Below are 25,761 nucleotides of genomic sequence, written 5' to 3'. Positions count from 1 at the left end.
TGACTGATCACCATGACTGCTGCCCGAGACAGAATAATGAAACCCTTGTTGTTGCTGCTGATGTTGATGGCATCATCTCTGGCCCGGAGTCAGGACATGGCCGCTTATCTTGCGCAGCCAGAGCCGGACTTTACCTGGCAGCATTACTACAGTGATGAGGGCGTGTTGGCCGATCACCATTTCCTGCGTGTGACCTCCCAGCGCTGGCTTGATGAAGATCAGGTGGATCGTTCGCTGTGGCACCATGAGGTGACGGTGTCTGTACCCCGGTCTGTGGCCTGTCCGGGGCGAGAGCGGGATGATCGAACGGCGCTGGTGTTGATCTCTGGCGGGGATCGCCCGGACGTTCCTGCCCGCACGTCGCCGGGCAGTATGGCCACCGGACTTGCGTTGTTGTTTTGTCGGCCTGTGGTGGATGTGCGACAGGTGCCCAACCAGCCATTGCAGTTTATCGGCGAGACGACACCGCGACGGGAAGACAGCCTGCTGGCCCGCTCCATGACGCTGGCGGTGGCGAACCCGGACGGGGAGTGGCCGCTGCACAATGCCATGGTCAAGACAGTAATCCGTTCGCTGGATGCGGTGCAGGCCTTCAGTCTGGAACAGAGTGGTCTCGGTGCCATTGACGATTTCGCCCTGCTGGGCTCATCCAAGCGTGGCTGGACGGCCTGGCTGGTGGCTGCCCATGATCCTCGTATTCGTGCCCTGATTCCGGTGTCCATCGACATGTTGAATCTGGGCAAGCAGTTTGATCATCAATATTCGAGCTATGGTGTCTACACCCCGGCGCTGAACGCGTTCAGTGCTGAAGGTATCGACTGCCTGATCCGGACCATGGCGGGCAAGGCCATGCTCAATCAGGTGGACCCTTACGCCTGGCGTGACCAGCTCACCCTGCCCAAGTTGATAATCAATGCCTCCGGCGATCCCTATTTTGTCAGCGACAGTTGGCGTTTCTATTACCCGAATCTGGCTGGCAGCAACTGGTTGCGCTATACCCCGAACACCGGCCATTCCCAGGGGGACGGGTTTGATCGTCTTACCCGACTGGCCCAGGTGGCCAACTGGCTGGATCAGATTCTTGCCGGTGAAACGCCGCCATCAGTGACGTCAAAGCTTGCCGGGCAAGTGCTGGAAGTGATCCCCAGCGAGACGCCTCGCGAGGTAGTGCTGTGGCAGGCTCACAATTCGCAAACACGGGATTTTCGTCTTGCTACCTTGGGAGCCAACTGGATGCCCAGTGTGTTGAAGCCAGATGACGACGGTATCTATCGGGTGACGCTCGACACGCCGCAACAAGGTTACCGGGGCTGGTTTGTTGAAGTTCGCTTCGGTGGTTGGCTGGGTATGCAGCAGCAAATTTATACCAGTGGAGTGCATGTGCGCCCGGATGCCATGCCTTATTCGCCGCGCCGTTGCGCTTCACCCCGCAGCGAAGCGGATTCATGACATAATGAGCTGCGCAAGTTGATCAGGGAGAAGCAAGTGAGTGCTGTCATTTCCGTGACGGATCTGAACAAGATCTATGAGTCCGGCTTTCAGGCCCTGAAGGGGGTGAACCTGGATATCCAGGCCGGTGAAATTTTTGCCTTGCTGGGCCCCAACGGGGCCGGCAAGACCACCCTGATCAGCATTATTTGCGGCATCGTCAATCCATCCAGTGGCACGGTATTGGCGGACGGCCATGACATCATCAAGGAATTCCGCGCGGCACGAAGCGCCATTGGTCTGGTGCCCCAGGAACTGTCCACCGATGCGTTCGAAACCGTGTGGGGCACGGTGAGCTTCAGCCGAGGCTTGTTCGGCAAGCCTCGCAATGATGCCCACATCGAGAAGGTGCTGCGTGACCTGTCCCTGTGGGACAAGAAGGACAACAAGATCATCACGTTGTCCGGCGGCATGAAGCGTCGGGTAATGATCGCCAAGGCCTTGTCCCACGAGCCCAAGATCCTGTTTCTGGACGAGCCCACTGCCGGGGTAGATGTGGAATTACGCCGGGAAATGTGGGAAATGGTGCGCGAACTGCGCGAGCAGGGCGTGACGATTATTCTTACCACCCACTACATCGAAGAAGCGGAAGAAATGGCCGACAGGGTGGGTATCATCAACCGCGGTGAAATTATCCTGGTGGATGATAAGGCCCGTTTGATGGACAAGCTGGGCCGCAAGCAATTGATCGTGCAGCTGGCAGAGCCGCTGCAACAGCTGCCCGGTTCGCTCAACTACGAAGCCCTGGAGCTGGCCAGTGATGGCTGGTCGTTGATCTATACCTACGATGCCAATCAGGAAAGTACGGGTATTGCTGAACTGTTGCGCAAGCTGAGTGAGGAAAGTATCGACTTCAAGGATCTGCATTCCCGCCAGAGTTCCCTGGAAGATATCTTTGTGGATCTGGTCAAGAACGGCGACAAGGCTCTGGAGGGAGAGGCATCATGAAAATGAATTTCTACTCCATCAAGGCCATTTATAAATTCGAGATGGCGCGCACCTGGCGCACCCTGATGCAGAGCATTGCTTCGCCGGTGATTTCCACGTCCCTGTATTTTGTAGTGTTTGGTTCGGCCATCGGTTCGCGGATGGTGGAGATCGATGGGGTCAGCTATGGCGCCTTCATCATTCCTGGTCTGATCATGCTGACGCTGATGACGCAGAGTATCTCCAATGCGTCCTTCGGAATTTATATGCCCACCTTTTCCGGCACCATTTATGAAGTGTTGTCGGCCCCGGTGTCCTATGTGGAAATCGTCATCGGTTACGTGGGGGCGGCAGCCACCAAGTCGTCGATATTGGGAATACTGATCCTGATTACGGCACGGTTCTTTGTGGACTACCAGGTGCAGCATCCGTTCATGATGATCAGCTTCCTGTTCTTGACCGCGATCACCTTTAGTCTGTTCGGTTTCATCATCGGGGTGTGGGCGGATACGTTCGAGAAACTGCAGATTATTCCGTTAATGATCATCACACCGTTGACGTTCCTGGGGGGCAGTTTCTATTCCATCGATATGCTGCCGCCATTCTGGCAGACGGTGACACTGTTCAATCCGGTGGTGTACCTGATCAGTGGTTTCCGCTACAGCTTCTTTGGCACGGCGGATGTGCATATCGGCGTCAGCATTGGCATGACCGCCCTGTTCCTGGCCATCTGTATCGGACTGGTCGGCTGGATCTTCAAGACCGGTTACAAGCTGAAGAGTTGATGTCCCGATTGTTGCCCGGCATTGGCTCTGTTGTCCCGTGATCTTTTTTGATCGGCATCCCTAATTTGGGGGATGCCGGCGCCGTGGTCGCCCGCTACCTTACTGAATACCCCTTGCATGCGCAGTCTTTCAGGCTGGTTCGCAATCCAGTCGCTCCAGGTCACGCTGAGTACGCAAGGGGTTATTCAGAGGCTCCTGAGTGCATACCGGAGCCACACTCCGGTTTGCCAAACTACGGAAAGAGGGGATGGTTATGCGTTGGTTGATCATGTTGATCGCGAGCCTGGGGCTCGCCATGACGGCATCGGCAGGGGATTTCGATTATTCCGGCCACAGGGTGACGGTGAGCGGGGCTCCCTCCGCCGTCTTCGGTAGCTATGACAACTACGAAGGCAAGGGCGGCAGCTTCTCCCGGGACGGCAGCAGCTACCATTTTGGCAAGAATGGGACTGTCACGGTGAACTGGGCAGGTGGCCGCACGGTGCAGGCTGACTGGGGACTGGTGCGCACCAAGGATGGCAGCGATTTCATGCGCATCAAGCAAAGCCCGGGCAATCCAGAGTTTGTGGGTGCTTACATCCTGGCCATGAAAATCCAGGGTCAGTACCACATTTCCAAGTTCTACTATCTGCCAAAGAGCAATGAGATCTGGGAAACCTCGGCCCGTTACCAGATGATGAAGAAGCAGTAGCGCGCAGGAAGCCTGATGCCGGTTGCCTGACGAGAAATTCAACCCCGGCCTTTGCCGAAATCGCCGTAGGAACCGGAGTGCAACGGAGGTAACCGCCGCAGGCGGGCCCGAAGGGTGAGCGTAGCGAATAACTTGCCAGCAAGCGATCCGAGCGACAGCGAGGTAATCAGTTTCGCGTTGCGAGAAGCGAGTTTCGAAAGGCTGCGCCAACAGCACACAACAGGGTTGGGGTTTTGGTCTTCGAAACTCTTCTCTCGCTCAGGCTCGGATCGCGAGCAGGCTCCTCCCGCAGTGGGTTCTATCAAGGTAGGGTATGAAGCAAAAAAGCCCGCCCGGAAATCGGGGCGGGCTTTTTTGTCAGGCCTCAGGCGATCCCTTAGATCACCTCGAAGGTGAGCCCCGCGTTGCTCTGCAGGCGTTTGAGTAACGCTTCGCCGAGCAGGCTGGCGGTGGTCCAGAAACCGCCGGGAGCGTCGGAGGAAATGTCTCTGGCCAGACACACCGCGGCTTCGCCCAGCAGTTTGGAGGTGGAGCCGTAGCCCGGGTCCGCATCGCCGGTGACTTTCACCTTGATCATCTCGCCATTGGCGGTATGCCCCACAAAGCGCACATCGTAGAAGCCTGCTTTCTGGGCTTCCGGGCTCGGCCCTTCGCCGGGCTGGGGCACGACAAACTTGTTCAGTGCCCAGCGAGTGGGGGCCATGGCGGCCGCGCCAAAGAACAGGCCGGTACCCACGCCAATGCCCAGCGCTTTCATGCGCCCACCCACGCCGTCGCCGGTAAGCATGCCTTCGTTGTAGGTCATGTCCTTGCTGTAGTCGTTCAAGGCATTGGAGCGATGCACGATGCGGCTGTTGATGGCATCCATCACGAACGGCGCCACCCAGGCCCGCAGGTCCTCATCGTACTCGGGCATGGTAATGCTGTGCTGGCGAGCGGTGAGGCCATGGCTGGGCGGGCAGAGCAGGTAGGGGTTGGCCAGCTTCTTGCGCAGGGCCGGGTCTTTGGATGCTTCTTCGGCGATGTTCATCATGCTGGCCACGGTACCGCCGGACACGCCGCCTTTGGCTACTTTCACGCGCATGGCCACTCGGGTAGCCGGCGCCTTGAACTGCTTTTGTGCCTGCTGTTGCAGGAAGAAAGTGCCCATGTCGGAGGGGATGGAATCGAAACCGCAGCAATGCACGATACGCGCGCCGCTTTTCTTGGCGGTGGCTTCGTATTTTTCCAGCATGGCGGCAATCCACTGGGCTTCGCCGGTGAGGTCACAGTAATCGGTGCCACTTTCGGTGCAGGCGCGAATCATCGGCTCGCCGTAAAGGGCGTAGGGGCCAACGGTGGAGATTACCACGGCAGTCTGGGCACACAGTGCGTCGAGACTGGCGGCATCATTGGCGTCGGCGGTGATCAGCGGCAGGGTGCTGGCGGTGCTGCCCAGGGAAGCTTTTACCTGTTCCAGCTTGTCGCGGGAGCGGCCGGCGGCCGCCCATTTCAGGTCGCCATCCACCCCGTGGGTGTCGGAGAGGTACTGGCAGAGAATCTGACCAACAAAGCTGGTGGCACCAAAGACCACCACATCATAGAGGGCGTCACTCATGGGAACTCCTTGCGCTGACTGACTGAATCAATTCAGAGAAAGACTCTAACCAACAAGGCCTGGAATGTATGTGCTTTGGAGTGAAAAAGGCGGTAGATGCCACCCCGGTGTCGTTTTTGGCGACACCGGGGTAGCCATGTTGCTTAGGCGTCTCTGAATAACTCGATCAGGGCTGGATCTGATAGCGCTGGATCAGCTGTTCTTTCTTGCGGGGATGAAAGTTGATGTTGCTGGCCTGGTTGCCGGCGTGCTCCAGCAGTTTGCGGTCCATCACCCGAAACCACAGCGGGGGGAAATAGCTGATCAGGAACATGCCGAAGTAGCCATTGGGCAGGGTCGGCAGGTTCTCGAAATGGCGCAGGCTCTGGTAGCGGCGGGCCGGGTGGGCATGATGATCCGAGTGGCGCTGCAGGTGGAACGAGGCCCAGTTTGAGAACATATGGTTGCTGTTCCAGCTGTGGTGCGGCTGGGTACGCTCGTAGCGGCCGTCAGGCAGCTTGTGGCGCAGCAGACCGTAGTGTTCCACATAATTGGCGGAGGTCAGCTGCAGGTAGGACCACAGGGTGACCGCGGCAATGAAGGGCACCATCTGCCAGCCGAACAGGGCAATGATGCTGCCCCACAATACCAGGCTCATCAGCGCTGGCTGGAGGATCTCGTTATGCAGGGACCAGACTGGCTGACCGGCTTTCTTCAGGCGACTGGCTTCCAGTTCCCAGGCGCGCAGAAAGGCGCCGGGGATCTCCCGCACGGCGAAGCCCCAGATGGTCTCGCCCATGCGTGAGGAGGCCGGATCTTCCGGGGTAGCCACATCCCGGTGGTGGCCCTTGTTGTGTTCGATGGGGAAGTGCCCGTAGCCCAGAGGGGCCAACACGATCTTGGCCAGCCAGCGCTCAAGGCGGGTTTTTTTGTGGCCCAGTTCGTGACCCAGATTGATGCCAGCGGCGCCACAGATGGTGCCGGTGAGCAGCACCATGGCCAGCCAGCCATGGAATGGCAGTGTGTGAGTGCCTACAAACCACATGCCAAACAGGTAGGCGCCGATGAGGATGGGCACCAGGGCATAGGTCATATAGCGGTAGTAGCTGTCGGCCTCCAGTTGTGGCACCACCTCTTCCGGTGGGTTGCTGAGGTCTTCGCCAATCAGCATGTCCAGCAACGGAATGATCAGATAATAGAATGCCAGGGGAAGCCAGAGGGTGAGGGCTTCGCCAGTGGCGAAATAAAGCACCGGGCCGAGAAAGACACTGCCGGGAACCAGCAGCGATACCATCCACAGGGGACGCTTGCGATCACGGTACTCCACACCGGAAGGGCCGATAAATACACCTGCCTTGCTCATGGTATTGCCTCTTGTTGTTGTCCTTGTTTGCCATCATGCGCGCGGCCAGCCGGGTGCGGCACCGCTTGAGATGGCAGATAATCGTCATATGGTGACAAGTTAAACAGAATGTATTAGCGTTGGGGTTCCTTTGTCCGTGGTGAGCAGGGTATGGAACAGCTGGCGGCAGAACGACTCAAACCGGGCATACATCCCACCTATAGCCGGCTGCTGTGTGCACACCTGCAGGGGATGGGGCATGCCCAGACTGAGATCTTCAGTGGTACCCGTTTGCAGTGGGCCGAGTTGGTGAATGAGCACCGTTATCTCAGTCTCGAACAGTTGTCCCGACTGATTCGCCGCGCCACGACGTTGACCGGTATGCAAGGGCTGGGGCTGGCGTTGGGCCGCTCCACCTCGGTCTCCGCCCACGGTGCGCTGGGCTATGCGGTGGTCTCGTCTGCCAGTCTGGAGGGCATGCTGGAGGTGCTGGAGCGGTTCGTGTCCATACGGATTCGCTGGGTGCGCATTGTGCTGCAGCACACCCCGGATTCCGTGCAGCTGCAGATTCAGGAAACGGTGGATTTGGGGGATTGTCGCGAATTCATCCATGGTGCCTTGCTGGGGACGTTCATCCAGATGGTGCAGGCGGTGATGCCGAACCAGTCGTCACGGTTGTCGGTGGCATTGCCGTTTGATGCGCCGGATATTCGTGCCTGCTACACCGACTTGCTGGATTGCCCCCTCACGTTTGCCGCCGAAATCTTCTCCATTACCGTGCCGAAGGCCGTGCTGGATATGCCGTGTCTGACCGCCGACGCCGGGACACACCGTAATGCGATTCGCGATTGTGAGCATCAGCTGGCAATGCTGCAGAAAGGCGGGCCCGTCAGTCAGCAGGTGAGTATCGCGTTACTGGATCAGAGCGGGGAATTCCCCACGCTGGATGTGATGGCCGAGCGCTTTGCCATGTCCACACGGTCGCTGATCCGCAAGCTGAAAGCCGAGGGCACCAGCTACCAGCAATTGCTGGATGATGTGCGCAAGGAGCAGGCGCTATGGCTGTTGCAGGAGACCGCGTTACCTGTCGAACAGATCGCCGAGCAGCTGGGCTATCAGGACACCTCCAATTTCAGCCGTACCTTTCGGCGCTGGTTCGGACAGACACCGCTGGCGACGCGCAAAGCGTCTGTCCGACGCTGATCAGGGCTGCTTGAGCACGAAATCCACCTTGTCCCGCACGGCGCAATCCGGGCAGGACCAGGTATCCGGGATGTTGATCCAGTGCGTGCCCGGCGCGAAACCTTCGCTCTCATCGCCCTGACTTTCGTCATACACATAGCCACAGTTGGGGCACTCAAACTGGTGCTCTCGATCCTGTTCCTGTTCTGCCCGGTGGGCCGCTTCCAGGGCGGCCTGGTCCACGTCCGGTTCGGAATCGGCGCTCTGGTAGGTCACCGGTGTCGCCCGCCATTTGGCCAATAGCGCGTCCCGTTTTTCTGGCTGCAGGTTGGCTTTTGTCAGGTCACCCTTGAAGTGCTGATAGACCAGCGGATCCATTTTCTTGAACCAGACGAAGGGCAGGTAGGCCGGGATCAGCATGGAGGCATACCCGGATGGCAGCTGCGGGCTGTCATCAAAATGACGCAGGGCCTGAAAGCGGCGAGTGGGGTTGGCATGATGATCCGAATGCCGTTGCAACTGATAAAGAAACAGGTTGGTGACGATGTGATTGCTGTTCCAGGAATGACGGGGCTGACAGCGCTCATAACGGCCGCGCTCATCTTTCTGTCGCAGCAGGCCGTAATGCTCCATGTAGTTGATGACTTCCAGCAGGGAGGCGCCGTAGAACGCCTGCAGCAGCAGGAAGGGCAGCGCGATCCAGCCAAACCAGAGAGTAAGCAGCGCAAACAGCACCACGGTCATCAGCCAGGCCTGCAGGTTTTCATTCTTCAGTGACCACAGGGGTTGCTCGCACCGCGCCAGCCGTTGCGCTTCGATCTGCCAGGCGGATCGGACACTGCCGATCATGGTGCGCGGTAAAAACTGCCAGAAGGATTCCCCCATGCGCGAACTGGCCGGGTCTTCCGGGGTGGCCACATTCTTGTGGTGGCCCTTGTTGTGCTCAACAAAGAAGTGGCCGTAGGCCACCGGTGCCAGAGTGATCTTGGCCAGCCAGCGCTCAAGCTGGCCTTTCTTGTGGCCCAGTTCGTGGGCCGTATTGATGGCAATGCCGTTGACCGCGCCGACGCTCAATATCAGCCCGACGATTCCCCACCAGGGAGCATTGCCCTGTGCCACGATCCAGGCACCCAGAGCGGTAGCCAGATACTGGGTGGGGATGTAGGCGTAAACGATGAGGCGGTAGTAACGGTCATCCTCCAGATCCTTAACGGCGGATTCCGGCGGGTTGTTGGTATCGGTGCCGATGACCCAGTCCGCAAAGGGAATCAGCACATAGACGAGAATCGGTCCGCCCCACAGCAACACGGGCCAGGACCAGGCGAACTGGTAAATCAGCAGCAGAGACAGGGCAAGAACGGGAATGCCGGGGCTGAGCAGCCATAGGTAACGTTTGCCGTCATGCCAGGCCGCAGGTTGTGTTTGTTGTGATTGCGCAAAAGCCATGGTCCACCTCAATCGTCGAGACGCAGAGTGCATACCTTTACCGTATGCCTGTCTCGCGGGCAGGCCAAGTTGCGGTTTGTAACGGCGTTGAGCGTTTTGATGACTGGCTATTTTTTGCGTATGAGCTGCAGGCAAAGTGCGCCGACCATGGCACCCAGAGCGGCCAGGGCCATGTCTTTCTGGGCATCCCAGACATCGCCCTGGGTGCCAAGGTAGGCCTGACCCAGGTCACCGCCGAACAACAGTACGGCGACCCATTCAATAATTTCATAAATTGCGGAAATGGCCAGCACCAGGCTGATGGCAAACGTGTATTGCCAGCGGCGCGCGACGCCGGTGGTCTGGGCAAGCCATTCGCACAATACCGGCATCAACAGCAACCCGAACAGGCCATGCACTAACCGGTCAAAGTGATTGCGCTCCCAGCCGAACCAGCTATTGAGGGGCTGGCCGAACAGCTGTTCCGTCCAGTGGTTATAGGGTACTTGTGCATAGGTGTAGTGGGAGCCGAGCACGTGGAGCAACATGAACAGCCACAGGGCGGTGATGGCGGTGTGGGAAAACGCATAGCGGCGCCAGCCGAGAATCACCAGCGGCACCGTCAGCACCACCAGGACATTTTCCAGTATCCAGTCGTCCCGGTGTAACGGCGCAATGGCCAGCACCAGCCAGTATCCCCAGAACAGCACAAACAGGGTGAGCGCATAACGGGGGGAGGCGGCCTTGATCATGGGCATTCAGCCGCAGCACTTTTTGAATTTCTTGCCGCTGCCACAGGGGCAGGGGTCATTGCGGCCGGGCTTGAGTGTGGACACCGAGGGGGAGCCATCCACATAGAACCAGTGCCCGTTCTCGTGGACAAAGTTGGAGGTTTCTTCCAGGACGTTGAAGCCGTTTGGGGCCTGGCTGACGGCGCGAAAATGTACCGTGCCATGCTCACCGTCCTGATCGGCACTCGCAATGGTGAGCCCGACCCAGCGTTCGTCATCGTCCAGTGACAGGGTGGCTGGGCGTGTGCCTGGGTGCCAGCTCCGTTGAATGTAATCGGCGTTGCCAAGGGCAAAGGCGCTGAAGCGTGAGCGCATCAGGGCTTCCGGGCCGCTGGCAGGTTGGCCGTCATGGAGCGGTTGGCAACACTGGTTATAGTCCTTGCCGGACTGGCAAGGGCAGGCGCGTGCAGTCATGACGAAAGTTCCTGAAGGTGCTGCTCGATGGAGAATACATGGGCGTCGTCGGCATCCATGGCTCGTAACGCCTCGGCCAGATGCAAAAGATAGTCCCGGTTACTGCCACTGGGTCCATGGCTGTTGGCGATATGACGGGCTATCACTGCCTCGTTTGCCGGGCCGAGAAAGGCGGCATTGTCCTCGCTGGCAATATAAATAAGCCCGTCGGCTGAGTGACCATCAGCAAAAGTGAGTGACTGGCGCACGCGCAGATAACCATTCTTTTCCCGGTGATCGAGATGCTCAAACACGTCCGGCGTTATGTGATAGGCCATACCGTCACAGCGCGCGCCTGGGCTTTCGATCAGGGTCACCACCCGGCCGGGCTGCTCGGGGGTGCCGCGATGATCATGGGAGCCCTGCCAGAAGCGCCGGGCCCAGCCAGTAATGAACGCTGGCTGACGTTCCAGATACGGGAAGTCCGCCTTGTAGATCAGGGAGCCATACCCGAACAGCCATACTGGCTCATGTGGATCCAGTGAATGGCGACGGCGGTTTTCTTCGGAGGTGTCCAGCATGCAGTCTTGATCCCGGTTCGTGTCCTTCACGGTCGCGGCGCTATACTGTTGTCACGTATTACAGGTCGTCGGAAAAACCATGAAAGATGTACGCGAAGAATACCACGCAGAAGGGCTGACAGAAGCCTCGCTCCACGATGATCCCCTTGAGCAGGCCCGCCGTTGGGTGGACGAAGCCATCGAGGCGGGGTTGCCTTTGCCCAATGCCATGACGCTGGCCACGGTCAGCGAAGACGGCCAGCCGTCCTCCCGAGTGGTGCTGCTGAAAGGGGTTGAAGGCAACGGGTTTACCTTCTTTACCCATTACGACAGTCGCAAGGGTAGCGAGATAGCCGTCAATCCGAAGGTGTCGTTCACCATGTTCTGGCAGCCTTTTGATCGGCAGATGATTGTCATCGGTGAAGCACACAAAGTGGACCCGGAAGAATCAGATAGCTACTTTGCTTCCCGGCCCCATGCCAGCCAGATCAGCGCGGCCATTTCTCCGCAGAGCCAGCCGGTAAGCCGGGAATGGCTGGAAGAGGAAGTGGAGCGTCTGGAAAAGGAATTCCCCCTTGCGCCGGTGCCACGGCCCGAACAATGGGGGGGCTATCGGATCATTCCCACAGAAATCCAGTTCTGGCATGGCCGCCCCAGTCGTTTGCACGACCGTTATCGTTATCGCAAACAGGCGAATGGTGACTGGACGATTGAGCGGCTGGCCCCATAAGGGGCTCGCTGCGGCTACGGGTCGGTCTTGGCGGTGCGCTGCCAGAACGTGGCCAACAGCGACCCGGACAGATTGTGCCAGACGCTGAACAGGGCTCCCGGCAGAGCGGCCAGAGGCGTGAAGTGCTTGATGGCCAGGGCGACGCCCAGTCCGGAGTTCTGCATGCCCACCTCAATGGCGAGGGTGCGGGCGGTCTGGCGGTCCAATCGTAATAGCCGGGCGATGCCGTACCCGCTCAACAATCCCAGCCCGTTATGCAGCGCCACCGCCACAAACACAGCCATACCAGCCTCTCCGATGCGCCCCTGATTCAGCGCCACAATGATCCCGATGACGACCACAATGGCGGCCACGGACACCAGTGGGAAAACCTCCCGTAGAGGCGTCAGTTGTTGCTGCAGGAACGTGTTGAGGGCGCTGCCCACGACCACTGGAATCACCACGATCTGCACCAGTGACAGCAGCATGCCATCCACCGGGACGGGAATGCGTTCGCCCAGATAAAGCCAGGTCAGCAACGGCGTTGCTGCCACGGCGACCAGAGTAGAGGCAAAGGTAATGGCGACGGATAGGGCGACGTTGGCTTTGGCCAGATAGGCAATCACATTGGAAGCAGTGCCGCCGGGGCAGGCGCCGACCAACACCAGACCAATGAGAAGTTCCTGCGGCAGTTGCAGTGCGGTGGCGATGCCCCAGGCGATCAGCGGCATCAGACTGTATTGCAGTAGCACCCCCAGCCCAATCACCCCGGGCCGTTTGAAGACCCGACGGAAATCCGCCCAGCTCAGTGACAGCCCCATGCCGAACATGATCAGCATGAGCAGCGGCACGATGGCGGGTTTGCCGCCGACAAGCCATTGCGGTTGCCAGTACGCCAGAAGGGAGAATAGCAGCGCCCAGAGCGGGAAGAGTTGGGTGAGTCGCTGGATCATGAAATCAAAATCCTCGAAGGTATTGGCTCGCTACTAGGTGGAAATGACGAGGGTGATGATAGTCACATTGTCAGCCTCAAACAAAACGGCAAAATCAAGAATGCCCGAAAGGTGCTGATGCCCACCATCGCCTCCACTTCTTCCTCGCCATGGATCAACGAAGCGCTTCGCGCAAGCTCGTCAAGCAGACAGTCCAGCGCATTTTCGCATGGCCGTTTCCCCTTGCGGTTCAAGACGGTGTCTCCCTGTTTGGATGCTGCTGTTTGGCGCAGATGGTTTGTGCGCGTTTGAGTACTGATCCTATCCCGCTGAAGTCATTTCTTTGTTCTCGCCGGCTTGGCGCTCACCACGTGTATTGGCCTCGTGCAGCATGTGAACGGTTATCTTGCGTACTGCATTTCGGGATTCCTCGATGTGGGTCCGCAGCAGCCTCTGGGCCTGCTCCGCACGGCGATGCAGGATGGCTTCCAGCACGGCCCGATGCTCGTGATAGGTGGCCGCCACTCTGGTCGGCTTGGTAAAGTCCAGACGCCGGATGATGCGTAATCGTTCGGTCAGGTCATGATGAATGCGTGCCATTTCATCGTTGCCGGCGGCTGCGACCAGTTGTTCATGGAAGTGCTCATCCATGCCGCTCACCACTCGCCCATCGTCGAGGTGTTGTTCTGCTGGTACGCACCACAGGGCCACCAGCTCCTCCAGATTGCTGAGGTCACTGTGCTCCTCGCAGAGTTTGCGCACGGCCGCGCACTCAAGGATGGTGCGCACGTCGTAGAGTTCTTCGAAATACTTGAAATCGAAAGGCTTGACCTGCCAGCCGCTGCGATGCAACACATCCACATAGCATTCACGTTGCAGGCGGAACAGCGCCTCACGCACGGGGGTACGTGAGGCGCCCATGCGCTCGGCGATTTCGTTTTCACTAAAACGGTCACCGGGCATCAGGCGGAAATCAAAAATGTCCTTCTTGAGTTGCAGGTAAATTCGGTCTGCCAGATTTTCAGTTTTCTTCGCTGCACGGCTCATTGCGGATCCTTGGTCGTGACGTCTTCTTCCACCTGTCGCGTCGAGACGTTGGCGCTGATCAGGTTGTCACCCCGGTCCCCGATATGGCGGACTCGATCAGCACTTTCTTCAACATTACAGTGTCTCCTTCTTTTTCAGCTGGGCGATGTAATTTCTCCAGCCGCCAAGTGCGGTGATGTCAGTGGCGTCATCAATGGCCCAGGGCTCACAGATAAACCCTTTCACCCAGCGGCCATCCACGGTTTCCAGGCTGCCAATACCCAGTGGCGCCGGGATCAGTCCGACAAAGCTGCCGAAGTGCTCCACGGGCATTTGCCACAGTTCAATGGGAATGCTGTCGCCGCCGTCCTTGTCATTGCGGATCAGGCCGGGTTTGGGGGGAACCGTGTTGGCCAGGGCATAAAGCCGGTAGCAGGATGCAGTGTGGGTGGCTTCCAGCAGCACAGCCTGACGTTCAGTGAGCTGACTGTTGAGGGGCATACCTGTGAGGTGGGCACCCACCACTGCCACGCTGATGGTGTCTGCCTGGTCGTCGTTGGCCGCGACACTGTCGGGCTGCGCCAGCATTTGCCCGGTGGCGCCGGCCTGCCAGGGGTGGTGGCGCTGCCAGCGGCGGCCGAACTCTGCCAGTGCATGATCCTGCCAGGCGTCACCGATCAACGTGATGCCGCCGGGCAGCCCGTCTTCCCGTAAACCACCAGGCAGTGCCAGGGCACACATGTCCAGCAAGTTGACGAAGTTGGTCCAGGTGCCCAGCTGGCTGTTGAGAGTGATCGGATCGGCATTGACCGCTGCACGGGTATAGATGCCTGGAGTGGTAGGCAACAGCAGGGCGTCTACCTGACACATCAGTTGTTCCGATTGCCGTTTGAGTTCGGCCAGTTGGTATTGGGCACGAAAGCTGTCCGTGGCAGTAATGCCCGCGGCAGGTTCAAGAATGTTGCGGATTACCGGCAGCACGGCATCCGGTTGTTCTGTCAGCAGCGATTCAGCCACGGTGAATCGCTCCGCCACCCAGGGGCCCTGGTAGAGGAGGGCGGCCGCATCCTGCAGCACCGTGGTGTCCACCGGCACCAGCTCGGCGATATCACTCATGGCCGCCAGGTTGCGTTCCCACAGAGCTTTTGCCTGATCGTCGCCGAACCAGGGCAGATCCTTGGGAATGCCGAGCCTGGGGCGTGAGGGAAGGCCCTGGTTTTGCAGGCTTGGTGCGGCTCGGCTGTAGGCATCTGCGTTGTCGAACTGGCCGATCAGGTGGTAAATGGTTTGCGCATCGGTGACGTCGAGGGCAAATACACTGACACAATCCAGAGTGCGGCAGGCCGGCACGACGCCTTTGGTGCTCACCGCGCCGCGGGTGGGTTTCAGGCCGACAGTATTGGTAAAGGCAGCCGGTACCCGACCGGAGCCGGCGGTATCGGTGCCCAGTGCAAATGGCACCAGGCCGCTGCTTACGGCTACTGCGGAACCGGAACTGGAACCGCCACTGAGGTAATCCGGGTTGAATGGGTTGGGTGCTTCGCCATAGGGTGAACGGGTGCCCACCAGGCCGGTGGCAAACTGATCCAGGTTGGTCTTGCCCACCACGATGGCGCCGGCTTCGCGTAGCAGGCGAACGGCGCTGGCATCTTCTTCCGGGGTATAGGCAAAGGCGGGGCAGGCGGCGGTGGTGGGCATGCCGGCCACGTCGATGTTGTCCTTCACAGCGAAGGGAATGCCGTACAAGGGCAGAGTCGGATCGGTAAGTGCTTCTGCCTGGGCAACCAGCGAGGACTCATCCAGCAGGTGGATCCACAAGGCACGTTCGCTGTCGTGCAATGCGGTTGCCAGTTGTTTCATCGCCTGCGCCGGGGTGAGCTCCCCGCTGCGGTAGGCAGCCTGCCATTTTTCCAGAGTCCAGCCGATCATTGTTTCGCACACCTGGTTGTATACAAGTTTGTATGCCTACTTGTGCAAGCGGGGTGCCAGTCTGCTGGAGTTTTTTTAATGCCTTGTTTTTACAATAATTAATCAGTGTTTCCTTGTTTGCTTGGGGACGGATCGGCGATTCTGAATGCGCCAACCTGATGCGTCTGCGCTGCAACGGTGCAGCACGCCCTGTGGCCATGGAAGCGGCGTGGTGCATTGCGGCTGCTGCCTCGTATGGCATTGCCGTAATTGATGGCTGAAACAGCGCCATTCTATTTCCGCTGCGTGCAGCACTTTGGCATGGTTGCGTGGAGATCAGGTTCAGTCAGACAGCAGGAGGAGCGTTGTGAGTCAGCGTGCTTTGGTAGTAGAGGGTGGTGCCATGCGCGGCATTTTTGCTGCCGGGGTACTGGATGCGTTTCTGGAATGCGACTATCAGGACTTCGATTTTGCGGTTGGTGTGTCCGCGGGTTCTACCAATCTGATTGGTTATCTGGCGGGAGACCATGGCCGTAGCAGGACGATCATCACTGACCATGCCTGTCGGCCTGACTTTATCAACTGGCAGCGCTTCATGGCCGGCGGTCATCTGTGTGACGTGCACTGGCTGTGGCACCAGTCTCTCGAGGATGTGCCGTTGGCGCTGGAACGGCATTGGCAGCGGCAGGTGCCGCTGTGGGTGGTGACTACCTCAGTGGAAAAAGGCACGGCGCATTACTTTCAGACCCGGCCTGAGAACCTCAACGAGGTCATGACGGCTTCCTGTTCCATCCCCTTTGCCTACCGGGATTTTCCCACCGTGAACGGGCATGCCATGACCGATGGTGGGCTGGCCGACTCCATTCCGGTGCGCTGGGCCTATGAGCAGGGTGCACGGGAGATCACTGTGGTGCTGTCCCGACACCAGGGCTACCGCAAGAAACCCAGTGCCCTGACTCCCCTGCTCAAGCCCTGGGTCAGGGATATGCCCGCGTTGTACGAGGCCATGGTCAATCGCACTGATGCCTACAATGATTCGCTGGCGTTCATCGCCAATCCGCCAGGCGATTGTCGACTTACTGTGATTGCGCCACCGGAAGATTTCCCGGTCAGCCGCCTGACCACCAATGCGAGAAAGCTGGAAGTGGGGTATCAGCAGGGGCATTGGGCGGGCATGGAGGCGATGGGAGTAGGCACAAAAGTAGCTTCGAGCTTATAGGTCAGCAAGCTACAAGCTGCAACACGGGCCGGTTTGGCATGTGTCCTCAAGCATTGAGGCCGCGCTCAATGGTTTGGGCGCGGCTGAGATGTTGGAATTAATCAGGGGATTTATGCCGCGTTGTAGCTTGCGGCTTGAGGCTTGTAGCTCAATCGTCCTTTTCTTCGCACTTCCACGCCCAGGCATCCAGCTCAATTCTCTCCAGGCCGCGGAACTGGCTTTCCATCAGGAACTCACGGCGGTCGCTGATGACGCCCACGTTGCCGCCGGCTTTCTTGATGGCTTTCCTGATTTTCTTGCTGGCATTGTTGTTGATCCAGGCGTCGCTGAAGATCATGCCCTGAAACTTGCTGCCGGTGGTGATGGTGACTTCGCCTTTTTCTTCGCAGCTTTGCGGAGCTTCCCGTAACAGCTGAACATCGTTGGCCTGGGCGAGGGACGTGAAGGCAACAAGAGTGGCAATGAGGGCAAAACGCATGGCGGGAGTTCCTGTCATTATTCTTCGCTGCAGGCGAGGCGGGCTTTGGCCACATTTTCCTGCAGGTGTTTCGGGTTGATGGTGCCGGCAATGATACTGCCTACACCTGAGGTGCCAAGGATCTGGTTCAGACTTTCCTGCACCGGGTCGACAATGTCATCGGCCAGATGACCACTGGCGAAGGCTTTCTTGATCAGGATGCCTTTCTGGTGAGCGGCGGCATGATCGATGACCGGCACTTCGCCAAGGTGCTGAAGGTTGTAGGTGACCATGGCCACGTCTGCCTGCTGCAGGGTGGCGATGCCGCCTTCCACGGTCTTGGTGGACATGCCGGTGGCGCGAATCAGTCCTGCTTTTTTCAGATCATTGAGGACGTCCAGGGTGCCCTGCTCAATGATGGCCATGTCATTGCCGTCGGAATGCACCAGCACGCAATCCAGGTAGTCGGTGTTCAGTCTTTTCAGACTGCGTTCCACGGAAGTGCGCACGTACTCCGGGGAAAAATCGAAACGGCTTTCGCCGCTGTCGTTATCAAATTCCTCGCCCACCTTGGTAACAATCACCCAGTCCTGCCGTTGGGTGAGCAGCTTGCCCAGCCGTTCTTCGCTGTGGCCATAGGCGGGGGCGGTGTCCACCAGATTGATACCCAGATCCCGGGCCCGGGCCAGCAGCTCGATGACCGCAGCATCGTCGGGAATGGTGAAGCCATTAGGGTACTTTACCCCCTTGTCACGGCCGATCTTTACCGTGCCGAGCCCCAGGGCGCTGACGGTCAAACCTGTGTTGCCCAGCGGGCGCATGAAAGCCATGAATGAACCCCTGATAAACAAGTCTGACGTCGGAAGTCGGACGTCAGAAGAAAATTAGGACTATGCTGGCGTCAGACGTCAGACGTCAGACGTCAGACCTTCTTCAAAACACCGATGCCAGTACGGCGTGCCCAGCGGTGCCCGCTCGAGTTCTGCCGGTACAGTAAACGGTTCGCCTGGCTGCAATCCGCTCTCTTCCACCAGCGCCATCACCCGGTCGCCCAGATCCGGAGCCAGGGTCAGTTTGGTGGGCCAGGAGATGATCAGATTTTTATCCCGGCGAGCATAGGCGTTATCCGGTTTTACCAGATTCTGCTGTTTCGGTTCGGCCCTTACCACGTCGAGGGTCGCCAGTTGTGCCTTGCTGAAATCCAGCCACGGGAACAGCTTGTTCAGTTCTTCGCGGCCGGCGGCCAACTGCTCCTCGTCGGTACGCTCCACGCCCTGTTCGGCAAGGTCGCCGCCCAGGTACCACACCAGCTTGCCATCGGGGCAGTCATGGGTGGTGACGGTGAGTACCGGCTTGTTGCTGGTGCCGACGCAATGAGCATAGAGACGATGGCCAAGGTCATGTTTGACCAGCAGCATTTTCAGGGGGCGCAGCTGGCTGTTTTCGTCTTCCAGCAGATGCGCCTTGTGGGCCTGCTCAAGTAATGCAGGATTGCCATTGCCAGCGGCCAGCAGGGTCAGTTTGGGTTCGATGCGAATTCCGTTGAGGGTGCAACTGGCCAGCCCGTTGTCATTCCATTCCAGGGTGTCGCGGTCAGTATCGAAGGCGAGCAGGCGGTCACGGACCGGGGCGCTCAGGGTGTCGATCAGGGACTCGGTGTTGATCACCAGATCGTCCAGTTTGTAGACGTTGCCTTTGAATGCCTTGTCCGCCAGTGCGGAAGGGAAGTCGGTTCGCTTCAGCTTGTCGATGCGCCCGCGCAGCATCTTGCTGGCGAAAAAATTGGTCATCCGCGAGGCCACGGAGCCGCTGGACCACATATGTTGGGTGTCGCTGAGGACCTTCAGGTTGCGCAGATCCACCGGGTCGTCCCCTGCCATGGCGGCGCGCCAGCGGTCCGGCATGGCGGCAATGGATTCCGACTCGCTGGACAGGCTGCCGCTCAAGGCGTACTTGAGGCCGCCATGAATAATGCCCTGGCTGGCCAGGGTCTGATCGCCGCCAAGGGTGGCGCTTTCCAGCAGCAGGCACTGGTAGCCGGCCGCATTCAGGCGGTTGATCAGCCACAGCCCGGCGATACCGCCACCAAAAATCAGTACATCAGGTTTTAGTGTTGGGTTGCTCATGGAACACCATCGTTGATCTGTGCGGCTATGCTAGCATAGACGGGTCGGGCGGCAGACGTCCGGCGTCCTATGTCAGACACAAGAAGCCCTATGCGTACCTTTTACTCTGCCCTCTGGTATCTGCTCCTGCCGTTTTTGTTCCTGCGCTTGTGGCTACGCGGCCGCAAGGCTCCAGCTTATCGTCAACGCTGGGCTGAGCGCATGGCGTGGGGGTATCGCCCCGGCACGCTGAGGAACAGCCTCTGGGTACATGCGGTATCCGTAGGCGAAACCCTTGCCGCGGCTCCCCTGATAGAGCGGTTGCTGACGGATCATCCGGACACGCCCTTGCTGGTGACCACCACGACGCCCACAGGCTCTGAACGGGTAAAGGCCCTGTTTGGTGATCGGGTGAGCCATGTGTATTGCCCTTGGGAAGTTCCCGGTGCACTGAATCGTTTCATGAAAGCATTTGATCCGCAGCTGGTGGTGGTATTGGAAACCGAGCTGTGGCCGAACCTGTGTGCGGCAGTGAAGTGCCATGGCGCGAAACTGATGCTGATGAACGGGCGCTTGTCCGAAAAAAGCTATCGGGGCTACGGCAAGTTGCCGCGACTGGTGCGGCCGATGATGGCGCAGTTCGATGCGCTGGCGGTGCAGACTCCGGTGGAGGCGGAGCGCTATGTGGCGTTGGGGGCATGGCCGGAACGAGTGCATGCCATTGGCAGCGTGAAGTTCGACATGACGCTGGATGCTGTGTTGCGTGACCGGTCGGCTGCGCTGCGTGCACAGATGGGCGAGCGTCGGGTATGGATTGCGGCCAGCACCCATCCCGGTGAAGACGAACCGGTGCTGGCGGCCCATCAACAGGTATTGGCCAGCCATCCGGATACCCTGCTGGTGCTGGTGCCTCGCCACCCGGAACGATTCAATGATGTGGCCGCACAGATTCGCGGCAAGGGCTTGAGCCTGGCCCGCCGCAGTGCAGAAGCCTCTCCGGCGGACGTGCAGGTTTATCTGGCCGACACCATGGGGGAATTGCTGATGCTGTTCGGCACGGCGGACCTGGCCTTTGTGGGTGGCTCTCTGGTGCCGGTGGGTGGTCATAATCTTCTCGAGCCTGCCGCGTGGGAAAAGCCGGTCCTCACCGGCCCTCATTTGCACAACTTCACCGCCATTTCCCGGTTGCTGGATGATGCCGGCGGGTTGTCGGTTGTCAATAATGAGCAAGAGCTGGCAACCACCCTGTTGGCGCTGTTTGACGATGCCGAGCGTTGCCGTCAACAGGGGCAGGCCGCCGCCGCGGTGGTGGAAGCCAATCGGGGGGCGCTTGAGAAGGGGCTGGGTTTGATCAGTGAACAGTTGGGGATCAATTAATAGTTGATAATGAATAATTAATAACTAAAGCCCTTGTTCTGAAGGCAAAGAGGCCGCGCCCATGGGATGGGCGCGGCCTCTTTTTTTACGTCAATCCGGCGCTTGTTCGCGCCGTTATTCATTATTAACTGAATTCTCTTCCATCATCTCTTCACTCTTGCCTTCCAGGTCCGGCTGATAAAGGTTCAGGGTCTCATCGGTAGAGAGCCACTGGTTCACTGCGGCCAGGTCGCCCTGGTGGAGGTCGCCGGTGCTGGATTTCAGGGTCAGGGAATCGACGATGTAGTCGTAGCGGGCGTTGGCATAGTCACGCTCGGCGGCGAACAGGGCGCGCTGGGCGTTGAGTACGTCGACCACGTTACGGGTGCCCACTTCATACCCGGACTGGGTGGCATCCAGGGCGGAGCGGGTGGAGCGAATGGCCTGTTCGCGGGCCTTGATGCGCAGGGCATCGGCTTCCACGGTGCGGTAGGCGTTGCGGGTCTGCTGAACCGCGTTACGCAGGGTCTGGTCGTACTGGTAGTCTGCTGCATCGGCGCGCAGGTAGGCTTCCTTGCGACGGCTGTTCAAGCCACCCCCCTGGAACAAAGGCATGCTGACTTCAATGCCGATCTGACGGTTCTGGGTGTCGTACAGGGAGTTTCTGCCACCGGTGGTGCCGGTGCCTGTCACTGCCGGATCTTCATCCGGGGACAGGTGGGAGTGTTGATACTGAGCCACCAGCTGCACCTGGGGCATCATTGCACCCAGCTGGCGTTTGGCGGTGTTCTCGGTGAGTTCGGTGTTGTAGCGGGCTGCGCGCACCTGGGGGTTTTCCGCCTTGGCTTTCTCGATCCAGTCATCCATGGCGGCAGGTTGCGGGCCTTCCATGGGCAGGTTTTCGCGCAGTTCGGCCAGACTTTCCCACTGCTGGCCGGTGAGGGTTTCCAGCTGGTCGCGGGCAATTTCGTACTGCTGGCGTGCCACGATCAGGTTCACCTGGGTCAGGTCATAGGTGGCCTGGGCTTCTTCCACATCGGTGGCCGGTACCAGGCCCACATCGAAGCGTTCCCGGGTCTGTTCCAGCTGGCGGCCAATGGCTTTCTCTTCGGCCTTGGCGGACACCCAGGTATCCCAGGCGCGCAGCACGCCGAAGTAGCCCTGGGCGACGCGGAGGACGAAATCCTGCCGGGCCTGTTCAAAGTTTGCATGCGCCACATCGGTGCTGGACTTGGCTTCCTTGTACCCGTACCAGGCATCTACACGGAACAGAGGCTGGGCCAGGGTGAAGGTGCTGACCTCGCTGCCGTAGTTCTGGTCGAAGTTGATGTCCTCGATTTCCTGCTTGTTGTCGTAGCGCCCATAGCTGGCAGACACGGTGGGAAAGAGGGCGGCCCGACCTTGCACCAGCAGTTGCTGGTCTGCGTTCCAGTTCATGCGGGCGGCGCGCCAGGTACCGTCATAGCTCCAGGCGGCATTGGCCACGTCAACCAGATCGGCGGCATTAACGGAGCTGGCCAGGGCGGTCAGCATGAATACAAGGGACTTGCTGGGGCTGCGCTTCATTCTGGGGCACTCTTTCCTGTCGTTGTCAGCCAATTATAGTACCGGCTGGTTTAGAAATTGATAGTGACTTTTGCGGTCCGGGAATGCGGTTGTTTGGCCAATGGGCGCTGGCGTATAGTGTCCGCCATTCCTCTCCGTACCTTATTTCTATCTGGAGGCCGACGTGCCAGACGATCAGCGCCCCATCGCGGCTACTGCCATTGATGAATCCTGTCAGCCCATTGTTGGGTCCCGCAAAATCCACGTAGTTGGTTCCCGGCCGGATATCCGGGTGCCCATGCGCGAGATCCGTCAGGATCCGACTCCGCTGGCGGACGGAAAGTTCGAGGATAACCCGCCGGTGACAGTTTATGATACTTCCGGGCCCTATACCGATCCGGATGTGCAAATTGATGTGCGCAAGGGTTTGGCACCAATCCGTTTGAATTGGATTCAGGAAAGGGATGATACCGAGGAATTACCCGGTCTGACCAGCGAATATGGCCGCAAGCGTGCAGTGGACCTGAAAGTGGCCGGTCTGCGCTTCGAGCACGTGCGCACACCGTTGCGCGCCAAAGCAGGCAGAAACGTTTCCCAGATGCACTATGCCCGTCAGGGTATCATCACGCCGGAAATGGAATTCGTGGCTATCCGCGAGAACCAGCGTCTGCAGGAACAGCGTGCAGCCGGTCTGCCGGACAGCCAGCACCCGGGGCAGAGCTTTGGGGCGGCGATTCCGTCGGAAATAACCCCCGAATTTGTCCGTGATGAAGTGGCCCGCGGTCGCGCGGTGATTCCGGTGAACATCAACCACCCGGAAATCGAGCCGATGATTATCGGCCGCAACTTCCTCACCAAGATCAACGCCAATATCGGTAACTCGGCGGTGACCTCCTCCATCGAGGAAGAAGTGTCCAAGATGACCTGGGCCACCCGCTGGGGCGGCGACACGGTGATGGACCTGTCCACCGGCGACAATATTCACGAAACCCGCGAGTGGATCCTGCGTAACTCGCCGGTGCCCATCGGTACCGTGCCGATCTACCAGGCGCTGGAAAAGGTGAACGGTATTGCCGAAGACCTGACCTGGGAAATCTTCCGCGACACCCTGATCGAGCAGGCCGAGCAGGGCGTGAGCTACTTCACCATCCACGCCGGCGTGTTGCTGCGCTATGTGCCGATGACCGCCAACCGGGTTACCGGCATCGTGTCCCGCGGTGGCTCGATCATGGCCAAGTGGTGTCTGGCGCATCACAAAGAGAATTTCCTCTACACCCACTTCGAAGACATTTGCGAGATCATGAAGGCCTACGATGTGACCTTCAGCCTCGGGGATGGTCTACGTCCCGGCTCCATTGCCGATGCCAACGATGAAGCCCAGTTCAGCGAACTGCGCACTCTCGGTGAGCTCACCAAGATCGCCTGGGAGCATGACGTGCAGGTGATGATTGAAGGTCCCGGCCACGTGCCCATGCACATGATCAAGGCCAACATGGACGAGCAGCTGAAGCACTGTGGTGAAGCCCCGTTCTACACGCTGGGCCCGCTGACCATTGATGTGTCTCCTGGCTACGATCACATCTCCAGCGCCATCGGTGCGGCCATGATCGGTTGGTACGGCACCGCCATGCTTTGCTACGTGACTCCGAAAGAGCACCTGGGTCTGCCCAACCGGGAAGACGTGAAGGAAGGCATCATTGCCTACAAGATCGCTGCCCATGCTGCCGATCTGGCCAAGGGGCATCCCGGGGCGCAGATTCGTGACAACGCCCTGTCCAAGGCCCGGTTCGAGTTCCGTTGGGAAGACCAGTTCAACCTGGGCCTGGACCCGGATCGTGCCCGCGAATTCCATGACGAAACCATGCCCAAGCAGGCTCACAAGGTGGCGCATTTCTGCTCCATGTGTGGCCCCAAGTTCTGCTCCATGAAGATCAGCCAGGAAGTGCGCGACACTTACGGCGATGGCAAGGCCCAGGTGGCACAGGCCGATGCAGAAGCCGGCATGGAGGAAATGTCCCGGGAATTCCGTGAAAAGGGCAGTGCCCTCTATCACAAAGCCAATGACTGATATCGATCCGCGCTTCACTCAGGACGATGTGGAAATTCTGGAGCGGGAAACCCCGTTCCAGGGGTTCTTCCGTGTCGATGCCCTGACCCTGCGTCATCGCCAGTATGAGGGTGGCTGGGGCAAGCCCATCCGCCGTGAGCTGTTTGTGCGTCCGCAGGCGGCGGCGGTGCTGCCCTATGATCCGGTGCGTGGTGAAATCCTGCTGGTAGAGCAGTTTCGTGTCGGTGCCCTGGATTGGCGATCATCGCCCTGGTGTCTGGAGTTGATTGCCGGGCTGGCGGACAAGGCCGGCGAAAGTGCCGAAGACCTGATTCGCCGTGAGGCGGTGGAGGAGGCCGGTCTGACGCTGGGCGAGATGGAAACCGTGGCGCGCTATATGCCCAGTCCGGGCGGTACCGATGAGCGCTTGCATGTGTTTGTGGGGCGGGCGGATCTACAGGGGGCGGGCGGTATCTTCGGTTGTCCGGACGAAGGAGAAGATATTCGTGCGTTGACGGTGTCGGTGTCGCAAATTCCTGCTCTGCTGGAGTCGGGGCGGGTGGATAATGCGGCCAGCCTGATTGCACTGCAGTGGCTGCTGCTGCACCGTGCCGAGCTGGATGCACGCTGGGGACAGGTGTGAGCCGACGGGGCCGCTATCGTCTCGATTTTCGCGCATTGATGACCCAGTGCGAGGAAAACTATGCACGCATGATGCCGTTGATGAAGGCCCTGGGAGACAAGGATAGCCTGGCGGTTGAGCTTGGCCATGAACATCATCCCCACACTCTGCACCTGCGAGTGCTGGAGCGTTCTCCCTATACCACCACGGTTCGCCTTGAAGATCAGGAGTTGCTGGCGGTGCTGCCGGCCTCCCGGCTAACGGTGCGCCTGTATCACGATGCGCGTCTGGCGGAAGTTACCGAGGCGCGCCCTTTTCGGCGGGTCGCCGCCCGCTACACCTACCCGAATCGCCACATGCATCAGCGCGACGAAAAGGCCCAGTGGAACGGTTTCCTCGCGGAATGGCTGCGGCATGTTCACGACCATGGCCGGGATGCCGGGATGCACTGGCGACAGCAGGTTTCCGGTGACTGACACGGATTGTGGCGCTAAGCAATCACTGACAGTATCAATTGTGGAGAATTGGTAACCATTTCAGGGTATGGGTGTTGTTGCCTAGAAAAGTGCCATCATCTTGGTTATAAGTGAATGTGCTGACCAAAATGGTCAGGCGGCGTAACGGGGACGCCAGGGAGGGTCGGCCTCCCCCACAAGATGGAATAAAGAGTATGGT

Annotated in this window: 25 protein-coding genes; 12 read left to right on the top strand and 13 right to left on the bottom strand. The window is 59.1% G+C overall.

What is annotated here, in order from left to right:
- The first annotated feature begins 36 nt into the window (after positions 1-36).
- The 4 genes from GQF00_RS07435 (at position 37) to GQF00_RS07420 (ending at position 3,891) form a co-directional block, all read left to right on the top strand.
- Entirely contained in the window at positions 37-1,449 is a 1,413-nt protein-coding gene (locus tag GQF00_RS07435; protein ID WP_161318540.1) for a PhoPQ-activated protein PqaA family protein, read from the top strand.
- Positions 1,450-1,485: 36 nt separating this feature from the next.
- A complete protein-coding gene (locus tag GQF00_RS07430; protein WP_161318539.1) occupies positions 1,486-2,436 on the top strand; it encodes an ABC transporter ATP-binding protein in 951 nt (316 codons plus the stop codon).
- A 2-nt stretch (positions 2,437-2,438) separates the two neighbouring features.
- Positions 2,439-3,200 (top strand): ABC transporter permease, encoded by a 762-nt coding sequence (locus tag GQF00_RS07425; RefSeq protein WP_161319183.1) that lies wholly within the window; start codon positions 2,439-2,441, stop codon positions 3,198-3,200.
- 253 nt (positions 3,201-3,453) lie between these two features.
- Positions 3,454-3,891, top strand: coding sequence for a hypothetical protein (locus GQF00_RS07420; RefSeq protein ID WP_161318538.1), 438 nt, complete (start codon positions 3,454-3,456; stop codon positions 3,889-3,891).
- 376 nt (positions 3,892-4,267) lie between these two features.
- On the opposite strand, the gene GQF00_RS07415 is transcribed toward GQF00_RS07420, so the two are convergent.
- Positions 4,268-5,488, bottom strand: coding sequence for a trans-acting enoyl reductase family protein (locus tag GQF00_RS07415; RefSeq protein ID WP_161318537.1), 1,221 nt, complete (start codon positions 5,486-5,488; stop codon positions 4,268-4,270).
- A gap of 166 nt (positions 5,489-5,654) precedes the next feature.
- Positions 5,655-6,830 (bottom strand): alkane 1-monooxygenase, encoded by a 1,176-nt coding sequence (locus tag GQF00_RS07410; RefSeq protein WP_161318536.1) that lies wholly within the window; start codon positions 6,828-6,830, stop codon positions 5,655-5,657.
- A gap of 150 nt (positions 6,831-6,980) precedes the next feature.
- Between GQF00_RS07410 and GQF00_RS07405 the strand changes: the two genes are divergently transcribed.
- A complete protein-coding gene (locus tag GQF00_RS07405) occupies positions 6,981-8,012 on the top strand; it encodes an AraC family transcriptional regulator (protein ID WP_161318535.1) in 1,032 nt (343 codons plus the stop codon).
- On the opposite strand, the gene GQF00_RS07400 is transcribed toward GQF00_RS07405, so the two are convergent.
- The 4 genes from GQF00_RS07400 to GQF00_RS07385 all read right to left on the bottom strand — a co-directional run bounded on the left by GQF00_RS07400 (position 8,013) and on the right by GQF00_RS07385 (position 11,181).
- Positions 8,013-9,437, bottom strand: coding sequence for a fatty acid desaturase (locus GQF00_RS07400; protein WP_161318534.1), 1,425 nt, complete (start codon positions 9,435-9,437; stop codon positions 8,013-8,015).
- A gap of 107 nt (positions 9,438-9,544) precedes the next feature.
- Positions 9,545-10,174, bottom strand: a complete 630-nt coding sequence (locus tag GQF00_RS07395; RefSeq protein WP_202560417.1) for a DUF2238 domain-containing protein — start codon at positions 10,172-10,174, stop codon at positions 9,545-9,547.
- Positions 10,175-10,621, bottom strand: a complete 447-nt coding sequence (locus GQF00_RS07390; RefSeq protein ID WP_161318533.1) for a YchJ family protein — start codon at positions 10,619-10,621, stop codon at positions 10,175-10,177.
- Positions 10,618-11,181 (bottom strand): gamma-glutamylcyclotransferase, encoded by a 564-nt coding sequence (locus tag GQF00_RS07385; protein WP_161318532.1) that lies wholly within the window; start codon positions 11,179-11,181, stop codon positions 10,618-10,620. The genes GQF00_RS07390 and GQF00_RS07385 overlap by 4 nt, the downstream gene beginning before the upstream one ends.
- A 79-nt stretch (positions 11,182-11,260) precedes the next feature.
- Between GQF00_RS07385 and pdxH the strand changes: the two genes are divergently transcribed.
- Positions 11,261-11,890: a pyridoxamine 5'-phosphate oxidase gene (gene pdxH, locus GQF00_RS07380; RefSeq protein ID WP_161318531.1), complete on the top strand. Its 630-nt coding sequence runs from the start codon at positions 11,261-11,263 to the stop codon at positions 11,888-11,890.
- A 14-nt stretch (positions 11,891-11,904) separates the two neighbouring features.
- On the opposite strand, the gene GQF00_RS07375 is transcribed toward pdxH, so the two are convergent.
- On the bottom strand, positions 11,905-12,822 hold the full coding sequence (locus tag GQF00_RS07375) for a bile acid:sodium symporter family protein (protein ID WP_161318530.1): 918 nt from the start codon (positions 12,820-12,822) through the stop codon (positions 11,905-11,907).
- On the opposite strand from GQF00_RS07375, the gene GQF00_RS07370 reads away from it, so the two are divergent.
- Complete coding sequence (locus GQF00_RS07370) at positions 12,802-13,113, top strand: hypothetical protein (RefSeq protein WP_161318529.1); 312 nt, start codon at positions 12,802-12,804, stop codon at positions 13,111-13,113. The two genes, GQF00_RS07375 and GQF00_RS07370, sit on opposite strands and share 21 nt — an antisense overlap.
- Before the next feature lie 9 nt (positions 13,114-13,122).
- On the opposite strand, the gene GQF00_RS07365 is transcribed toward GQF00_RS07370, so the two are convergent.
- Together GQF00_RS07365 and atzF are read right to left on the bottom strand one after the other, a co-directional pair.
- Positions 13,123-13,848, bottom strand: a complete 726-nt coding sequence (locus tag GQF00_RS07365; RefSeq protein WP_161318528.1) for a GntR family transcriptional regulator — start codon at positions 13,846-13,848, stop codon at positions 13,123-13,125.
- Positions 13,849-13,962: 114 nt separating this feature from the next.
- The gene (gene atzF, locus GQF00_RS07360; RefSeq protein ID WP_161318527.1) at positions 13,963-15,756 is read right to left on the bottom strand and encodes an allophanate hydrolase; all 1,794 of its coding nucleotides are present in this window, start codon (positions 15,754-15,756) and stop codon (positions 13,963-13,965) included.
- Positions 15,757-16,102: 346 nt separating this feature from the next.
- Between atzF and GQF00_RS07355 the strand changes: the two genes are divergently transcribed.
- A complete protein-coding gene (locus tag GQF00_RS07355; protein ID WP_161318526.1) occupies positions 16,103-16,954 on the top strand; it encodes a patatin family protein in 852 nt (283 codons plus the stop codon).
- Between the two features lie 148 nt (positions 16,955-17,102).
- Here GQF00_RS07355 and GQF00_RS07350 read toward each other — a convergent pair whose 3' ends face one another.
- The 3 genes from GQF00_RS07350 to GQF00_RS07340 form a co-directional block, all read right to left on the bottom strand.
- Positions 17,103-17,432, bottom strand: a complete 330-nt coding sequence (locus GQF00_RS07350) for a hypothetical protein (RefSeq protein WP_161318525.1) — start codon at positions 17,430-17,432, stop codon at positions 17,103-17,105.
- 17 nt (positions 17,433-17,449) lie between these two features.
- Positions 17,450-18,241, bottom strand: coding sequence for an aldo/keto reductase (locus GQF00_RS07345; protein ID WP_161318524.1), 792 nt, complete (start codon positions 18,239-18,241; stop codon positions 17,450-17,452).
- 78 nt (positions 18,242-18,319) lie between these two features.
- Positions 18,320-19,537: an FAD-dependent oxidoreductase gene (locus tag GQF00_RS07340; protein ID WP_161318523.1), complete on the bottom strand. Its 1,218-nt coding sequence runs from the start codon at positions 19,535-19,537 to the stop codon at positions 18,320-18,322.
- Between the two features lie 90 nt (positions 19,538-19,627).
- Here GQF00_RS07340 and waaA point away from each other — a divergent pair, with 90 nt between their 5' ends.
- A complete protein-coding gene (gene waaA, locus GQF00_RS07335; RefSeq protein ID WP_161318522.1) occupies positions 19,628-20,893 on the top strand; it encodes a lipid IV(A) 3-deoxy-D-manno-octulosonic acid transferase in 1,266 nt (421 codons plus the stop codon).
- A 114-nt stretch (positions 20,894-21,007) separates the two neighbouring features.
- On the opposite strand, the gene GQF00_RS07330 is transcribed toward waaA, so the two are convergent.
- Positions 21,008-22,438 (bottom strand): TolC family outer membrane protein, encoded by a 1,431-nt coding sequence (locus tag GQF00_RS07330; protein WP_161318521.1) that lies wholly within the window; start codon positions 22,436-22,438, stop codon positions 21,008-21,010.
- Between the two features lie 163 nt (positions 22,439-22,601).
- On the opposite strand from GQF00_RS07330, the gene thiC reads away from it, so the two are divergent.
- The 3 genes from thiC to GQF00_RS07315 are packed head-to-tail and all read left to right on the top strand — an operon-like array spanning position 22,602 to position 25,562.
- On the top strand, positions 22,602-24,485 hold the full coding sequence (thiC, locus tag GQF00_RS07325; RefSeq protein ID WP_161318520.1) for a phosphomethylpyrimidine synthase ThiC: 1,884 nt from the start codon (positions 22,602-22,604) through the stop codon (positions 24,483-24,485).
- Positions 24,478-25,107 (top strand): NUDIX domain-containing protein, encoded by a 630-nt coding sequence (locus GQF00_RS07320; RefSeq protein WP_161318519.1) that lies wholly within the window; start codon positions 24,478-24,480, stop codon positions 25,105-25,107. Before thiC ends, GQF00_RS07320 begins: the two co-directional genes overlap by 8 nt.
- On the top strand, positions 25,104-25,562 hold the full coding sequence (locus GQF00_RS07315) for a DUF1249 domain-containing protein (protein WP_161318518.1): 459 nt from the start codon (positions 25,104-25,106) through the stop codon (positions 25,560-25,562). The genes GQF00_RS07320 and GQF00_RS07315 overlap by 4 nt, the downstream gene beginning before the upstream one ends.
- Positions 25,563-25,761 lie beyond the last annotated feature (199 nt).

The sequence above is a fragment of the Alcanivorax sp. DP30 genome (genome assembly GCF_009882945.1).
Taxonomy (GTDB): Bacteria; Pseudomonadota; Gammaproteobacteria; order Pseudomonadales; family Alcanivoracaceae; genus Alcanivorax.
Note: the sequence above shows the minus strand (reverse complement) of the source record. Positions and strands in the feature narration are given on the sequence as shown.

Excerpts from the sequence above, each read along its gene's own strand:
- GQF00_RS07435 (WP_161318540.1), top strand. The coding sequence starts at position 37 with ATGAAACCCTTGTTGTTGCTGCTGATGTTGATGGCATCATCTCTGGCC.
- GQF00_RS07425 (WP_161319183.1), top strand. The coding sequence starts at position 2,439 with ATGAATTTCTACTCCATCAAGGCCATTTATAAATTCGAGATGGCGCGC.
- GQF00_RS07420 (WP_161318538.1), top strand. The coding sequence starts at position 3,454 with ATGCGTTGGTTGATCATGTTGATCGCGAGCCTGGGGCTCGCCATGACG.
- GQF00_RS07415 (WP_161318537.1), bottom strand. The coding sequence starts at position 5,488 with ATGAGTGACGCCCTCTATGATGTGGTGGTCTTTGGTGCCACCAGCTTT.
- GQF00_RS07410 (WP_161318536.1), bottom strand. The coding sequence starts at position 6,830 with ATGAGCAAGGCAGGTGTATTTATCGGCCCTTCCGGTGTGGAGTACCGT.
- GQF00_RS07405 (WP_161318535.1), top strand. The coding sequence starts at position 6,981 with ATGGAACAGCTGGCGGCAGAACGACTCAAACCGGGCATACATCCCACC.
- GQF00_RS07400 (WP_161318534.1), bottom strand. The coding sequence starts at position 9,437 with ATGGCTTTTGCGCAATCACAACAAACACAACCTGCGGCCTGGCATGAC.
- GQF00_RS07395 (WP_202560417.1), bottom strand. The coding sequence starts at position 10,174 with ATGCCCATGATCAAGGCCGCCTCCCCCCGTTATGCGCTCACCCTGTTT.
- GQF00_RS07390 (WP_161318533.1), bottom strand. The coding sequence starts at position 10,621 with ATGACTGCACGCGCCTGCCCTTGCCAGTCCGGCAAGGACTATAACCAG.
- GQF00_RS07385 (WP_161318532.1), bottom strand. The coding sequence starts at position 11,181 with ATGCTGGACACCTCCGAAGAAAACCGCCGTCGCCATTCACTGGATCCA.
- pdxH (WP_161318531.1), top strand. The coding sequence starts at position 11,261 with ATGAAAGATGTACGCGAAGAATACCACGCAGAAGGGCTGACAGAAGCC.
- GQF00_RS07375 (WP_161318530.1), bottom strand. The coding sequence starts at position 12,822 with ATGATCCAGCGACTCACCCAACTCTTCCCGCTCTGGGCGCTGCTATTC.
- GQF00_RS07365 (WP_161318528.1), bottom strand. The coding sequence starts at position 13,848 with ATGAGCCGTGCAGCGAAGAAAACTGAAAATCTGGCAGACCGAATTTAC.
- atzF (WP_161318527.1), bottom strand. The coding sequence starts at position 15,756 with ATGATCGGCTGGACTCTGGAAAAATGGCAGGCTGCCTACCGCAGCGGG.
- GQF00_RS07350 (WP_161318525.1), bottom strand. The coding sequence starts at position 17,432 with ATGCGTTTTGCCCTCATTGCCACTCTTGTTGCCTTCACGTCCCTCGCC.
- GQF00_RS07345 (WP_161318524.1), bottom strand. The coding sequence starts at position 18,241 with ATGGCTTTCATGCGCCCGCTGGGCAACACAGGTTTGACCGTCAGCGCC.
- GQF00_RS07340 (WP_161318523.1), bottom strand. The coding sequence starts at position 19,537 with ATGAGCAACCCAACACTAAAACCTGATGTACTGATTTTTGGTGGCGGT.
- waaA (WP_161318522.1), top strand. The coding sequence starts at position 19,628 with ATGCGTACCTTTTACTCTGCCCTCTGGTATCTGCTCCTGCCGTTTTTG.
- GQF00_RS07330 (WP_161318521.1), bottom strand. The coding sequence starts at position 22,438 with ATGAAGCGCAGCCCCAGCAAGTCCCTTGTATTCATGCTGACCGCCCTG.
- GQF00_RS07320 (WP_161318519.1), top strand. The coding sequence starts at position 24,478 with ATGACTGATATCGATCCGCGCTTCACTCAGGACGATGTGGAAATTCTG.